The organism is Acinetobacter lwoffii (assembly GCF_024129685.1).
Taxonomy (GTDB): domain Bacteria; phylum Pseudomonadota; class Gammaproteobacteria; order Pseudomonadales; family Moraxellaceae; genus Acinetobacter; species Acinetobacter lwoffii_X.
The window spans coordinates 1-14,841 of the sequence record NZ_JAMXXL010000048.1; the positions used below are offsets into that span (position 1 = coordinate 1).

Annotated in this window: 15 protein-coding genes; 6 read left to right on the forward strand and 9 right to left on the reverse strand. The window is 42.7% G+C overall.

Going from position 1 to position 14,841, the window contains the following annotated elements; all coding sequences use genetic code 11:
- Positions 1 to 221: 221 nt before the first annotated feature.
- Both NI464_RS14890 and NI464_RS14895 read left to right on the forward strand, forming a co-directional pair.
- A complete protein-coding gene (locus NI464_RS14890; protein ID WP_253139354.1) occupies positions 222 to 698 on the forward strand; it encodes a CinA family protein in 477 nt (158 codons plus the stop codon).
- A gap of 103 nt (positions 699 to 801) precedes the next feature.
- A complete protein-coding gene (locus NI464_RS14895) occupies positions 802 to 1,422 on the forward strand; it encodes an aminotransferase (protein WP_253139357.1) in 621 nt (206 codons plus the stop codon).
- A 66-nt stretch (positions 1,423 to 1,488) separates the two neighbouring features.
- Here NI464_RS14895 and prpC read toward each other — a convergent pair whose 3' ends face one another.
- Together prpC and prpB are read right to left on the reverse strand one after the other, a co-directional pair.
- Entirely contained in the window at positions 1,489 to 2,628 is a 1,140-nt protein-coding gene (gene prpC / locus NI464_RS14900) for a bifunctional 2-methylcitrate synthase/citrate synthase (protein ID WP_253139360.1), read from the reverse strand.
- 4 nt (positions 2,629 to 2,632) lie between these two features.
- Positions 2,633 to 3,517, reverse strand: a complete 885-nt coding sequence (gene prpB / locus NI464_RS14905) for a methylisocitrate lyase (RefSeq protein ID WP_004280180.1) — start codon at positions 3,515 to 3,517, stop codon at positions 2,633 to 2,635.
- 230 nt (positions 3,518 to 3,747) lie between these two features.
- On the opposite strand from prpB, the gene NI464_RS14910 reads away from it, so the two are divergent.
- The 3 genes from NI464_RS14910 to NI464_RS14920 all read left to right on the forward strand — a co-directional run bounded on the left by NI464_RS14910 (position 3,748) and on the right by NI464_RS14920 (position 6,008).
- Entirely contained in the window at positions 3,748 to 4,395 is a 648-nt protein-coding gene (locus NI464_RS14910) for a TetR/AcrR family transcriptional regulator (RefSeq protein ID WP_253114360.1), read from the forward strand.
- A 114-nt stretch (positions 4,396 to 4,509) separates the two neighbouring features.
- Entirely contained in the window at positions 4,510 to 5,430 is a 921-nt protein-coding gene (argF, locus tag NI464_RS14915) for an ornithine carbamoyltransferase (RefSeq protein ID WP_253139364.1), read from the forward strand.
- 104 nt (positions 5,431 to 5,534) lie between these two features.
- Positions 5,535 to 6,008 (forward strand): hypothetical protein, encoded by a 474-nt coding sequence (locus NI464_RS14920; RefSeq protein ID WP_253139367.1) that lies wholly within the window; start codon positions 5,535 to 5,537, stop codon positions 6,006 to 6,008.
- 95 nt (positions 6,009 to 6,103) lie between these two features.
- Here the strand turns inward: NI464_RS14920 and NI464_RS14925 are convergent, their stop codons facing one another.
- The 7 genes from NI464_RS14925 to rpiA all read right to left on the reverse strand — a co-directional run bounded on the left by NI464_RS14925 (position 6,104) and on the right by rpiA (position 12,829).
- Complete coding sequence (locus NI464_RS14925; protein ID WP_180087303.1) at positions 6,104 to 6,457, reverse strand: YnfA family protein; 354 nt, start codon at positions 6,455 to 6,457, stop codon at positions 6,104 to 6,106.
- 95 nt (positions 6,458 to 6,552) lie between these two features.
- A complete protein-coding gene (gene clpA, locus NI464_RS14930) occupies positions 6,553 to 8,829 on the reverse strand; it encodes an ATP-dependent Clp protease ATP-binding subunit ClpA (RefSeq protein WP_005246535.1) in 2,277 nt (758 codons plus the stop codon).
- 9 nt (positions 8,830 to 8,838) lie between these two features.
- The gene (gene clpS / locus NI464_RS14935; protein WP_004279780.1) at positions 8,839 to 9,252 is read right to left on the reverse strand and encodes an ATP-dependent Clp protease adapter ClpS; all 414 of its coding nucleotides are present in this window, start codon (positions 9,250 to 9,252) and stop codon (positions 8,839 to 8,841) included.
- Between the two features lie 18 nt (positions 9,253 to 9,270).
- Positions 9,271 to 10,020 (reverse strand): DUF6776 family protein, encoded by a 750-nt coding sequence (locus tag NI464_RS14940; RefSeq protein ID WP_180038696.1) that lies wholly within the window; start codon positions 10,018 to 10,020, stop codon positions 9,271 to 9,273.
- A 77-nt stretch (positions 10,021 to 10,097) separates the two neighbouring features.
- On the reverse strand, positions 10,098 to 11,153 hold the full coding sequence (argC, locus tag NI464_RS14945; protein WP_253139370.1) for an N-acetyl-gamma-glutamyl-phosphate reductase: 1,056 nt from the start codon (positions 11,151 to 11,153) through the stop codon (positions 10,098 to 10,100).
- A gap of 183 nt (positions 11,154 to 11,336) precedes the next feature.
- Positions 11,337 to 12,017 carry a M48 family metallopeptidase gene (locus NI464_RS14950; RefSeq protein ID WP_219309505.1) on the reverse strand — a complete coding sequence of 227 codons (681 nt, stop codon included), beginning with the start codon at positions 12,015 to 12,017 and terminating at the stop codon, positions 11,337 to 11,339.
- A gap of 140 nt (positions 12,018 to 12,157) precedes the next feature.
- Positions 12,158 to 12,829 (reverse strand): ribose-5-phosphate isomerase RpiA, encoded by a 672-nt coding sequence (gene rpiA, locus NI464_RS14955; protein WP_004279784.1) that lies wholly within the window; start codon positions 12,827 to 12,829, stop codon positions 12,158 to 12,160.
- Positions 12,830 to 12,933: 104 nt separating this feature from the next.
- On the opposite strand from rpiA, the gene ilvA reads away from it, so the two are divergent.
- Positions 12,934 to 14,472 carry a threonine ammonia-lyase, biosynthetic gene (gene ilvA / locus NI464_RS14960; RefSeq protein WP_004646781.1) on the forward strand — a complete coding sequence of 513 codons (1,539 nt, stop codon included), beginning with the start codon at positions 12,934 to 12,936 and terminating at the stop codon, positions 14,470 to 14,472.
- Positions 14,473 to 14,841 lie beyond the last annotated feature (369 nt).

Genomic DNA, 14,841 nt, shown 5'->3' on the forward strand with positions numbered 1-14,841 from the left:
GAAAAAAGAAGAGTTTAAGGAAATTTTGGCAATTTTAAGAAGGCAGAATCCTGATAGGATAAGGGTTCTGTGAAATTTGTCGTGTACAGAGCATGAAATTACACTAATCTATGAAAAAAATTTTAACTTTCATAAAAATATAAATATACTTGGAGTTGATCGACAGAAAAAATCTGTCTAAATTGATCTAAAATCACTCCCACAAAGAAAATATAGAGACTATGATAAAAACCTGTTGCGGCTTACTCGAAGAGAAAAACATAAAAATTGCCTTTATCGAAAGCGCAAGTTCTGGATATCTCAGTAGCCAGTTCTCCATTTGTAAAGGAGAAGATGCCGAAATTCTGATTGGTGGTTTGATCTGTTACGATGTAAGTGTCAAGACTTCAGTATTGGGCATTTCCAAGAATCTGATCAATATTCATACTGCGGAATCTATGCCGGTAACAGTTGCTCTGGCGGAAGCAGGTAAAAAAATGTTCCGTGATGCTGACTGGATTATCGCCTGTACAGGGTTACTTAAACCAGGTGGTAGCGCGACACCAGAGAAACCGGAAGGAACATTTTTTGTGGCCATTAATGACGGCACGCAAATCCATCAGTTCCAGTATTATCTCAAAGGCTCGCCACTTGAACGCCTCAATAAACTGTCAGCTGTGGTTGCACATGACATGATGAATCTGTTGAATAACAGCTAAGCTTTCAAAGTTACTGTATAGCCTGAATAAGCTTCATTATTTCTACCGTATTTTAAGATAGATTGGCATGATCAGATGCCAATCTATTTTTTTTGAGGGTGGAATGACCATGAATATTAAAACCGCACTGCTTCTGCTCCCTCTGAGCTTGCCCACTCTGACTTTCGCTACCGTAGGCGGCCCACAAAATATTGAAGTTCTAGGCTATGAAGTCAAAGAACAGAAGCTTTATATCATGCGTCACTATCTTGATGGTCGTGGACGCTTGCCTCAACTGTATTATTATAATTTTAAATCCCAAAAACCAAATCAATTGATTCAGGTCAGTTCCTTATATATCAATCCTAAAACCAAGCGCATCGATTATGATCAAGACAGTCGCAAGTTTGATCAGGACATTGCCAAAATCAAAAAACGTTTAGTTCCATTAAATCCGATTCAAAAATCAAAGCCACAGCTTAAGGTTTTAAAGACAACAAAAGGTAGCGCGCCTGCTTGGCATGATCCTCAGGAAAAAGTGCCAAAATGGACCTATCAATATCAAGTGAAATCTGGCTTACAAAAAAGCGCGGTTCAGCAAGCGGTTAGTTATCAGCAAGGCTTGAAAATTAGCCAGGCCTATAAAGTTCCGAGACAAAATAAAACTCTGGTAATAGTAAAGTATCTGGGTATTCCTTTTGAAACAGGTTATAGCATTGAAGATCCGGCACTGTTAAGCCGATAACGAAACCGATAAAAAATAAGGTCTCAATTGAGACCTTATTTTTTTTATTTTTACTACAGAAACAGATTAAGCCGCAGTAGAACGCTCAGCGATTGGCACTACTTTACGCAACTCTGGCCCAGTGTAATCCGCGCTTGGACGGATAATACGATTGTCTGCACGTTGTTCCATCACATGTGCGGCCCAGCCTGTCACACGCGACATAACAAAGATCGGGGTAAACAGCTTGGTTGGAATGCCCATAAAATGATAGGCAGATGCATGGAAGAAATCCGCATTACAGAATAATTTCTTCTCACGCCACATGACTTCTTCACAGCGTACCGAGACTGGATAAAGTACCGTATCACCGACATCTTTGGCCAAACGCTCCGACCAGACTTTAATAATGCCATTACGCGGATCATTGTCCTTATAGATCGCATGACCGAAGCCCATGATTTTTTCTTTACGTTCCAGCATGCCCAGCATTTCACGTTCAGCTTCTTCAGGCGACTTCCAGTTTTCAATCATGTCCATCGCAGCTTCGTTGGCACCGCCATGTAGAGGGCCACGCAAGGAACCGATTGCACCGGTAATACAAGAGTGCATATCGGACAGCGTTGATGCACACACACGAGCGGTAAAAGTTGAAGCGTTGAATTCATGCTCTGCATACAGAATCAAGGAAACATTCATCACCTGTTCATGTAATTCATTTGGCTTTTCGCCATGCAGTAGATTCAGGAACTGCGCACCGATTGAATCATCATCGGTATTTTCTTCAATACGCACGCCGTCATGGCTATAACGATACCAGTAACAGATCATTGCCGGCAAAGTTGCCAAAATACGGTCTGCGATATCCTGTTGCTGCTCAAAAGATTGCTCAGTTTCAAGATTGCCCAGCATGGAAACGCCAGTACGCATCACATCCATTGGATGCGAGTCGGCAGGAATACGCTCAAGGACTTCTTTTAATGCCTGAGGTAAAGTGCGCAAGGATTTCAGTTTGGCTTTGTAGGCAGCCAATTGCTCTGCTGTCGGCAATTCTCCGAAGAAAATCAGATAAGCGACTTCTTCAAACTGGCAATGTTCAGCCAGATCCTGCACGTCATAGCCGCGATAGGTCAGACCTGCGCCACTTTTGCCTACTGTTGAAAGTGAGGTTTTACCTGCCACTTGTCCGCGCAATCCTGCGCCAGTGAGTACTTTTCCTTCAGCCATTTTTTTAATTCTCCTGTTTAAACAGTTTATCTAATGTGTCTTCGAAGCTGTGATAATCTAAAAATTCGTAGAGTTCTTTTCGTTGTTGCATAATATCCAGCACATTTACCTGAGTACCATGTTCGCGTACTGAACGCATCACTTCAAGTGCGGCTTTTTGCATTGCACGTGTCGCTGATAACGGATACAGCACCATGCCAATGCCCTGCTCCGCCAGTTCATCAACCGTATAATACGGTGTATCACCAAATTCGGTAATATTTGCCAAGACTGGCACACCGACCGCATCACACACTGTACGGTACATGGTGATATCGGTCATCGCCTCAGCAAAGATCGCATCTGCACCCGCTTCAACACAGGCAGAAGCACGATCAATCACTGCTTGCAAGCCTTCTTTTTGTAGCGCATCGGTACGCGCCATCACCACGAAGTTTGAATCGGTTTTCGCATCTACAGCCGCTTTGATACGATCGACCATTTCCTGCTGCGATACGATTTCTTTATTTGGACGATGACCACAACGCTTCTGTGCCACCTGATCTTCAATATGAACCGCAGCGGCTCCTGCTGCAATCATCTGCTTAATCGTGCGGGCAATATTTAATGCACCGCCCCAACCGGTATCGATATCAACCAGTAAAGGTGTATCCACACGTTCAGTGATCCGGCGTACATCTTCAAGAACATTATCCAAGCTGGTCATGCCTAGATCAGGCAAACCATAAGAATAATTCGCGACACCCGCACCTGATAAATAAATGGCTTTATAACCGACCTGTTTGGCCATCATGGCAGCATAGGCATTTACCGTGCCCATAATTTGCAATGGTTTCTCGACTTCAAGCGCTTGTCTAAATCTTAAACCTGCAGACATTTGTTCTGTCATCTTCCTTTTCCACAGTCTTGGCTATAATTATTGAAATTCGAGTATACTCATTTGGCTTGCTCATTCCATAACCTGATAGAACAAATACTCTAAAACTTTAGTCAAATTTTTAAGTTTTGCTTTACCTAATTAGCAAATAGCGCACTTATCTGGCGCAATTATGAAATATGTGCATATATTTGCTATGATGGCGTTTCAATCTCTATTGACATGTTGATGTACTATCTCCTATGCAAGACCTCGCCCTAGAACCGCTCGCCAAAGATCTGCCACAGACCAAACGTGGTCATGAGCGTTGTATTGCGCTGCTGATCAGTGCAACCGAGCTATTTCTGGAACGGGGTTATGATGCTGTGTCTCTGGATGATATCGTCCAGCATGCCGGTGGCTCTAAAGCCTCTATTTATAAGTACTTTGGCAATAAAGAGGGCTTGTTTAAAGCCATCTGCGATTATCGTCGTATCAAGTTTTTTGAAGATATCAGTATTCCGATCGAATTGATGGCACTGGATTTTCGTAGTTATTTAGTACATACGTTGCTTAATTTTTATCACCAGATTATGCAACCGGAAAACTCGGCCTTTATGCGTCTGGTGCTGGAACAAAGCCAGCGTAATCCTGAACTTGCTCAGCATATTCATGAGCGAGGCCCGGTGCATGTGCAAAGTGCCATTGCCACAGCTTTAGAACAGGCAGATGCACAAGGTTTACTGCATTGCGAAAATCCACAATATTCGGCGCAGCTGTATTTTGGTATTTTGCGCAATCTGGAATGGCGTATTCTGATGGGAATTCCGGTACAGGAAGATGATCAGGAAATCGACAGATACATCAGTTATTGTGTGGATCGCTTTTTAGACGGTCATCAAAAAGTCTAGTTTTTTTGCATTTTTCATTGCTTATAGTATATTAGCCGATTCCGTATTTTTTTCTTAAACTAACCAACAACTGATTGTTGATCGAGTTTTTCGGCAATTATTGTGGAGTAACGAATGGCTCTCCGTCACTTTCTCACCTTACGCGATTTATCAACTTTAGAACTTAACCAGATTTTGCAACGCGCAATTGAGCTTAAGCGCAAACAGCATAACAATGAAGTGTTCCAACCATTTGTTGGTAAAGTGATGGGCATGATTTTTGAGAAATCCAGTACCCGTACGCGTGTTTCGTTTGAAGCTGGCATGAGCCAATTTGGTGGCAGCGCGATTTTCCTGTCTTCACGCGATACCCAGTTAGGTCGTGGTGAACCGATTGAAGATTCTGCACGCGTGATTTCAAGCATGCTGGATATCGTGATGATCCGTACTTTCGGTCATGATATCGTGGAGCGTTTTGCATCTTATTCAAAAGTTCCAGTGATTAATGCGTTGACTGATGACCACCATCCTTGCCAGCTACTTGCTGATATGCAGACCTATGTCGAGCAACGTGGCTCAATCGAAGGTAAAACTGTTGCCTGGATTGGTGATGGCAACAATATGTGTAACTCTTATATTGAGGCTGCGCATATGTGGGGCTTTAATCTAAAAATTGCAGCGCCAAAAGGCTATGAGCCACAAGAAAAATTCCTGTCTGAATTTGCGCATTGCGTAGAACTGGTTCCTTCTGCTGAAGATGCAGCGGTGAATGCTGATCTGATCGTGACTGACGTTTGGGCAAGCATGGGCCAAGAAGAAGAACAGAAGATCCGTGAAAAAGCCTTTGCAGATTATCAGGTGAATGAACGTCTGATGGATCTTGCACATCCGGATTGCTTGTTTATGCACTGCTTGCCTGCGCATCGTGGCGAAGAGATTTCAGAAAATCTGCTTGACCATAAAAATGCCGCAGTTTGGGATGAAGCTGAAAATCGCTTGCACGCGCAAAAAGCTTTGGTTGAATTCCTGATTAATGAAAATCTGAAAAAAGACTAATTTTTTAAGATGAATCTTCACAAATTAAGCACCAATCTCTGGTGCTTTTTTTGTCTCAGCTCTTATAATCATTATTGAAATGGAATAAAAAGTGATTTTATACAATGCAAAAAAAATATTGGATTTTGGCACTCTTGGCAGGCTTTAGCAGTGCTGCCTTACCGGTGCATGCTTCTGAATTTGACCAATATCTTCAAGAAAAAAATATTATTGACAGCAAATTTAAAATTCAGAAAAAAGCTGAACTGAATGAATTACTCGCAGTGCTCAGTGCAGAGGATTCCAGAACTTTACCGTTGCAGATTGATCAAAATACGATTATTGAACAATTGCAGTTGAGCGCTAATAAAACCACACTGAAAGGCATGATCATTACGCCCGATTTTAGCCAGTTTGAAAAAGACTTGGGGCGCAAAGAAGTGATGAAAGTCATTCGTAATAATCTGCTTAATAATTGTGAAATTTTCTTTGAACATCGGTACCAGATTGCGAACCCTTACAAGGTTGAACTCAGCCTGAACTCGCAAACACAAACCTATAAAACTGATATTTCCCAGAAAGATTGCAAATTAAAATAATCTAAACATATAAGACATTTATTTCGATTCAGGATTCAAGAAAACAAAAGGTAGCTGTGGCTACCTTTTTTGATGAGGTTTGCTGCTATACCAGGCTAACGCACCAGACCCTGCGGTTGTAAAATAATAATCAATGCGCCCAGTATTACCACCATGCCACCAAGCAGATCCCAACGTGACAGTGTGACTTGATCAACGAAGCGCAACCACATTAGCGCTGAAAAAATATAGATACCGCCATAAGCGGCATAGATCCGTCCTGAAGCGGCCGGATGCAAGGTTAACAGCCAGACAAAAGCCGCCAAAGCCAGAGCTGTCGGAATCCATAACCAGTGGCTTCTCCCCTGATTTAAAATCAGATAGGGAAAATAACAGCCTAAAATTTCCATCAATGCAGTGACTAAAAACAGTAAAAATGTAGTGAACAGCTTGCTAACTTGAATTTCCATAATTTATTTATTGAACTGTTTGAATGAATTTAATAATTTAAAACATGAACACATGAAAAAACCCGTGCAAGCACGGGTTTGATCCTTCTTATTAATTAAGCTGGTTCAGCAGTCTGATCTTCAAAAACCTCAAGTTTTAAGCCAACCGCTTTACCATTTTCTTTTTTCACCGATACTGCAACATTGCCGCCATTTTCAGCCAGTTCACCAAACAGGATCATCTCAGCCAGCGGTTTTTTCAGGTGTTCCTGAATCAAACGTTGCATTGGACGTGCGCCCATTAAACGGTCATAACCATGTTCTGACATCCATTCACGTGCACTCTGATCCACTTCTAACATGACTTTTTTGTCATCCAGTTGTGCTTGAAGTTCAGTTAGGAATTTATCCACGACATTTTCAATAATGCTACTTGGCAATGCCTTGAACTGAATCACGCCGTCGAGACGGTTACGGAATTCCGGCGAGAAGGCTTTCTTCATCGCTTCCTGATTATCGTTACTATTGTCCTGTTCCATAAAACCAATGCTGACACGCGAAATACTCTCAGCCCCAATATTGGTGGTGAGTACCAAGACCACGTTACGGAAATCAGATTTACGCCCATTGTTATCAGTCAATGAACCATGATCCATGATCTGCAATAACAGGTTAAACACATCTGGATGCGCTTTTTCGATCTCGTCTAGTAAGAGCACACAATGCGGATTTTTGTGAATCGCATCGGTGAGCAAACCACCCTGATCAAAACCGACATAGCCCGGAGGTGCACCGATTAAACGAGACACCGCATGGCGTTCCATATATTCCGACATATCAAAGCGAACCAGTTCTACACCCATCTGTTTCGCCAGCTGCTTGGTCACTTCAGTTTTACCGACACCAGTTGGACCTGCAAAGACAAAACTACCTACAGGCTTATCTGGAGACTTCAAACCGGCACGTGACAGTTTAATTGCAGATGCCAAGGCCTCAATGGCTTCATCCTGTCCAAAGACCACACGTTTCAGATCGCGCTCAAGATTTTCCAGCACGCTCTTATCATCTTTAGAAACAGTTTTTGGTGGAATACGCGCAATTTTAGAGACGATGTCTTCAATATTTTCCACAGTAATCAAACTGTCGTCTTGCTCCGCTTTTAAACGGCGCTGAGCACCGGCCTCATCAATGACATCAATCGCCTTATCTGGCAAGAAACGGTCGTTGATAAATTTTGCAGAAAGTTCTACCGCAGACACTAAGGCTTGATCTTCATATTCCACATGATGGAAATCTTCAAACTTCGATTTCAGACCACGTAGGATATCAATAGTTTCAGAAATAGATGGCTCATTCACATCAATTTTCTGGAAACGACGCGATAAAGCATGATCTTTCTCAAAGACCTGACGGTATTCCTGGAATGTGGTTGACCCGATGCAGCGTAAAGAACCATTTGCCAGCGCCGGTTTGATCAGATTCGATGCATCCATGGTACTGCCCATACTCGAGCCTGCACCAATAATCATGTGAATTTCATCAATAAACAGCACTGCTTCAGGTTTCTTTTTCAACGCATTTAAAAGCTGTTTCAAGCGTTTTTCAAAGTCGCCACGGTATTTGGTTCCTGCCACCAAAGCACCAATGTCCAGACTGAAAATTTCAGCATTTTCCAGTGGTTTTGGCGCTTTACCATTGACAATTAACCAAGCCAGCCCTTCAGCAATCGAGGTTTTACCGACACCTGGATCACCGACAAGGAGTGGGTTATTTTTACGACGGCGGCAAAGAATTTGCGCGGCACGCTCGATTTCTTTTTCACGACCAATCAGTGGATCGGTCTTACCTTTTTGTGCTTCAACATTCAGGTTAGTGGTATAAAGTTCAAGTGGACCTGAACTTGCTGAAGATGCTGATTCGCCATCTAGATCTTCGATTTCTTCTTCAGACTGTACATCTTCTTTACGGGTACCATGAGACAGGTACTGAGTGAGGGTCAGACGGTTAATTTGATGACGTTTCAGCAGATAGACTGCAAATGAGTCACGCTCAGAATACATGGCAACCAGAATATCAGCACCTTCTACAGTACGATCGCCACCGCTTGATTGCACGTGAAAAATCGCGCGTTGCAAGATCCGGTCGAAGCTTTCTGTCGGGTGTGGTGCCTGATCACTATTTTCACCAAGTTTAGGGGTATGTTGTTCTACGTACTCTTCTAATTCCTTACGCAACACGATGATGTCCGCACCACATGCTTTGAGGGCATTCACGGCAGAATCGTTGTCAAGCAAGGCTAACAATAAATGTTCTACGGTCAGGAACTCATGTCTCTTTTGACGAGCCATGCTGACAGCCAAACGTAGTGATACTTCTAATTGACGACTGAGCATGTAACCCCCTTAATCTTTAGGCTCTATTTGGCAAAGTAACGGATGACCTTGTGATCGAGCATAATTATTGACTTGGTTCGCTTTGGTCTCCGCAATGTCTCGAGGATAAACCCCAGCTACACCCTTTCCTTCATAATGTACAGTTAGCATTACTTGTGTAGCTTGGTCAAGATTCATTGCAAAGTATTGTTGTAAAATTTCAATTACAAACTCCATCGGCGTATAGTCGTCATTTAATAAAACAACGGCATATAATGGTGGACGTTTCAGTTCTGGCGGTGCAGTCTGTACAGCTAAGTCAGAATCACCGTCTTCAGAGGGTTCATTTGCTAAACGTGGGCTGATATGCCAATCAACGATTCCAGACTCATTAAAAGAATTTTTAATATCACTTAAACACATTTGACGTTTATTGCTTGGCATAAGATTTATATTTCACACTTAATTTGCATTTGCTTCGGTTTTCGGAATTTCGGACAAGGTGGCAGACTGATTTTCTACTGCTTTGCCCTGTTCCCAACTAAAACGACGAATCACAGGTTTGGCACCAGTAAGACGCACTTCAATAAATTCTGGCTTAAAGCCCTTAGGCATGGTCCAGCGGCCAGTGAGTCGCTCATAATTTTCAAAATTAAAGTTTTTATCTTCCAGTGGCACCACCAGAATTTCCGCACCTTTAATCAGGCGCAATTCCACACTACCTGAGGCACGGCTTTTGCCTGGACTGACCTGAACCAGATCAATCTGGTATTCAAAGGCATTTTCGGGTAATGGTTTAATCGACAGGTTTTGAACCGCCAATGCCAGACCACCACGCTGACGCAAGATCTCGCGATAAATGGTTCCCACACTTTCGGCCTGCACCTGTTCATCACGTGCCTTGGTCATGGCCAGATACAGATCATTGGCATTACTGACAGCCAGATCACGCTCCTGAACCGCAGTATTCAGCGTCTTGTTCAGTGTTTCCAGACTGGCTTTCTGAGTCTGTACCACATCGACCAGTTGCTCTGCATCCGCATCATAACCCGCCGCAGTCAAACCCTGACGATGTCCTACGGTATATCCGAGTACGCCACTGCTTAAGATCAATACAGCCGCACCAATGGCTAAGGGCGTATTGCCTTTCATGAATGGTTTCTTAGTACCGGGTTCCTGAGGAAGCGTCGTATTTGACTCGTTATTCGGCATTTTGATCTCTTGTTTGCTTTAATCAAGACACACATTTAAATGCAAATCTAAATGTGTGTGAAGTTCTAATACGTTTTTTATGGTAATAAACCAATATTATTTAAGCCAGCATCTTCAGCAAAACCAAACATCAGGTTCATGTTTTGGACAGCCTGACCTGCTGCGCCTTTTACCAGATTGTCTTGTACAACCAGGATCACCAGTTTCGTTGGTTGTGGCTTATACAAGGCAATACGCAACTGATTCGCTCCACGCACTGAACGGGTTTCGGGTGAGCCACCCGCCGGCATAACATCGACAAATGCTTCATTGGCATAGAACTGCTCATATAGCGCTTGTAAATCTGCGGTTTGCCCTGCTTCAGTTAAATCGATATAGATGGTCGACAACATACCACGGATCATTGGCACCAAATGCGGTACAAATAAAATATGATCAAACACATTTTTTTGACCTGAAATATTTTCCAGTGCTTCGACAATTTCAGGGTGATGACGATGACCCGCTACACCATAGGCCTTAAAATTATCGGAATTTTCAGAATAAATCATGCCCAGACTGGCTTTACGACCTGCACCTGATACACCAGATTTGGCATCGATAATAATGCTTTCAGGTTTCACCAATGCTTCAGCCGCTTTTAAGACTGGCGCCAGACCCAACTGAACTGTAGTTGGATAACACCCCGGATTCCCGATCACACTGGCCTTTTTAATTTCTTCACGATTTAGCTCAGATAAACCATAAACAGAATCTTTTAACAGTTCTGGACATACATGTTGCATGCCATACCATTTTTCAAACTGTTCAAGATCTTGTAAACGAAAATCTGCCGCCAAGTCGATCACTTTGGTATTTGCAGCAACCAGCTCTTCGGCATGTTTCATTGCGACACCATGCGGCGTTGCAAAGAACACCACATCGCATGATTTTAATAAACCCAGACTCAAATCAGAAAATTTAAGATTGGTATGCCCGCGCAAGCTTGGGAACATGTCATCTACACGACGACCTGCTTCAGTACGTGATGTCAGTGCTGTTACATTTACATCTGGATGTCGTAGCAAAAGACGCAAAAGTTCAACGCCTGTATAACCCGTACCACCCACAATACCCACTGAAATCACGATGATTACCTCAAATAAATGTTTCCTTTATACAGCCTAGTATGACAGGAAGTTGAGGTTTTCTAAACCATTTCACTGGGGTTTGCTGGTTTTTTAATTGATCAGTAGGATAAGTCCGATTTTGATCATGAAACTTTTAATTTGCTTAGGCTATTTCAATAGAGTTATATGGACTTATTAATTATGGTTTTAGGCACCCCACCAATATGGCAACGGCGTATTTTTCAGCGTTATACGATGCTGCTGGAAATGCTGATCATGCTTAGCAACTTCTGCCCAAAAGCGTGGACTATGATCAAAATGCTTTGTGTGTACCAGTTCATGGACAGCGACATAATGCGTGACCTCTTCAGGAAATAATACCAGCGCGCTGTTCAACATAATGTCATGCTTGGCAGAACAACTGCCCCAACGGGTTTTAGGTTGTCGAATACTGCAGTTTTTAAAAGGCAACCGACATTGCTGTGAGACAAGATTTAAATATGAAGGAAGCTGTTCTTTTGCGTAGGCAATCACGAAAGTTTTTAAATATTCTTCAGGATGTCGGTCACTGATCCAAAGCTGTAGATCTTCATGATCAAAAATAAAGTTGTTTTTCTGGCTGTGATAAGAAATTTTTACTGCTGCTTTTAGATTGAATAACCGCAGCTCACTCGGTAGCGTCCGGTCAATATTTTCGATTTTTTCCTGCTGGGATTGCCAGGTTTTAATCAGCCAGCTTTCAGATTGTTCAATAAAATGCTGTATCTGTTTTTTGCTGCAAAAAACCGGTGCTGTCAGACGAATCTGGGTCGCATCGACACGCAAACGTAACCGTGTTGAACGGACATTTCGGGTGATTTGAATTTCGGGTAGGTCGGATAAGGTCATTATAGTTTTTTTTAATCTCCCCAAACCCCTTTTTTTCAAAGAGGGGCTTTTAAAAGTCTCCCTTCTTGCACTTGTTTTTAAAGCAGTGTTTTAAAACTTCGCTCAGGGAGATTTAGAGGGATTTTTTCTAGAAAGTTTAATTAAACCGCAGTACGCTCTTCAATTCCGTTATCCGTCGCGACAATGGCGATATCTGCTTTATTAATCGCAAAGATCCCGTTACACACCACGCCCGGAATATCGTTTAAGGTTTTTTCCAGTTCAAGCGCATTTAGAATATTCAGGTTGTACACGTCTAGAATCACGTTACCGTTGTCAGTTACCACACCTTCACGATAAGCAGGATCGCCACCCAAAGATACAATTTTACGCGCAACCGCAGAACGTGCCATTGGAATCACTTCTACAGGAAGCGGGAACTCACGACCCAATTGTCCAACCCATTTTGAATCATCCACGATACACACAAATTTTTTCGCGATAGAGGCAACAATTTTTTCACGTGTGAGCGCTGCACCGCCACCTTTGATCATATGCATATGACGATCAATTTCATCTGCACCATCAACATAAGCATCCAGACCACTGACAGAGTTCATATCTACCACTTCAATGCCGAGTTTTTTCAAGCGTTGTGCAGTTGCTTCTGAACTGGCTACCGCAGCTTCCAATTGCAGCTCAGGCAATAAGTCAATTAAAAAGTTTACAGTACTGCCTGTACCTACGCCTAAAATGCCCCCTTTTGGCAAGTGTTTTAAAGCGGCTTTGGCTGCTGCTTGTTTTTTCTCATCTTGGGTTGCATATAGACTCATGGCTTCACTCAACTATTTTGGACTTTTGCAGCTTTTTTAAACCGCAAAGCCGTGTGGTTTGTTACAATAAGCCCCTATTTTAAACTGTTAGATGGAAAATTAACATGCTGTCTCGTTTGGTTCGACAAATTTTACAAGCAACGGTCTACGATGTTGCAATCGAAACTCCACTCGAAGCAGCGCCACGAATTAGCGAACGACTCAATAATAATATCCGCTTTAAACGTGAAGATTTACAACCGGTTTTTTCATTCAAGCTACGCGGTGCCTATAACCGTATTAGTCAATTACCGAAATCACAAATGGAACGTGGCGTTATTACTGCTTCAGCGGGCAACCATGCACAAGGCGTGGCACTCTCAGGGAAAAAGCTGGGTATTCGCGCGATTATTGTGATGCCTAAAACCACGCCTGATATCAAGGTGCAGGCGGTTAAACGTCTGGGTGGCGAAGTGGTTTTGCATGGTGATTCATTTGATGTTGCCAATAAATATGCGATTCAACGTGCCCAGGAAGATGGGATGACTTTCATTCCGCCTTATGATGATGAACTGGTGATTGCTGGCCAAGGCACCATTGCTAATGAAATTCTGCGTCAATGGCGCGATGTGGATTACGTGTTTGTCGCAGTTGGCGGTGGCGGCCTGATCGCAGGTGTTGCAGCGTATTTAGGTGATGTCGCACCACACGTTAAAGTCATTCCAGTTGAATACGACGAATCTGCCTGTTTAAAAGCTGCTTTAGAAGCCAATGAGCGTGTCATTCTTCCATCTGTGGGCTTGTTTGCTGATGGCACGGCGGTAGCCCAAATTGGTGAAAAACCATTTGATGTGATTCGTCTGCAAAAGTCGGACAATTCAGGCCCAATCGTGGAACCGAATGTGGTACTGGTGAATACGGATGAAGTCTGTGCAGCGATTAAAGACACTTATGACGAATGCCGTAGCATTGTAGAACCATCTGGTGCAATGGCTCTGGCAGGTATTAAAAAATACGTGGCTGAACATGGGATCGAAGGCAAGAACATGGTGTCGATTGTCTGCGGCGCCAACATGAACTTCGACCGTTTACGTTATATCGCTGAACGTACCGAACTGGGTGAACGCAAAGAAGCGATTTTTGCCGTGACCATTCCAGAACAGAAAGGTTCATTCCTGAGCTTCTGTCGTGCTTTGCAAGGTCGTAATATTACTGAATTTAACTATCGTGCCAGCGATGCTTCTGCGGCACAGGTCTTTGTCGGTATTAGTCTGAAAAATGGCGAGAAAGAACGTCAGGAAATTTATGAAACCTTAAAATTCCAATATGACGTTGATGATCTGTCTGATGATGAAGTGGCCAAACTGCATATCCGTTACCTGATCGGTGGTCATGCCGACATTGAAAATGAACGCCTGTTCCGAGTGGAATTCCCAGAGCGTCCTGGCGCTTTACTGATGTTCCTGGAACGTCTTGGCCCAACCCATAACATTACCCTGTTCCACTACCGTAACCACGGCGCTGCTGAAGGACGTGTTCTGGTGGGCCTTGAAGCAACCGATGCACAACAGAATCCGGACGGCTTGATCGAAACTCTCGAGACCATTACCTATCCATATCAGGAAATTACCAATAATCTGGGTTATCAACGTTTCTTGAAGTAATTCTTTCAAACATAAACCGCCTTTCGAGGCGGTTTTTTTATTCATATACAATAAATTTTATTAATGATTTTTTTTAAACTATTTAGAGTTGTAGTTAAAACTTCGTGTGCAACTTTAATATCAATATTGTGATATCTCCTGCGATCATCATCTAAAATTTTATCTTTACTAAATATAGCTACATGTAAAATGTCATTTTGAAGCTGATCAAGTTTTTCGTAAGTTTTAATTAATCTTCCCTTTAGCTGTTCAAGATCTTTATCTTTTTCTACTTCAAGAATAGATCTCTTGCGAAAGTAAAAAATTGTTTATACTAGCCCCATGAAATATGAAAATTTAACTCGATTTAATGATGGGGAATTTAAACGA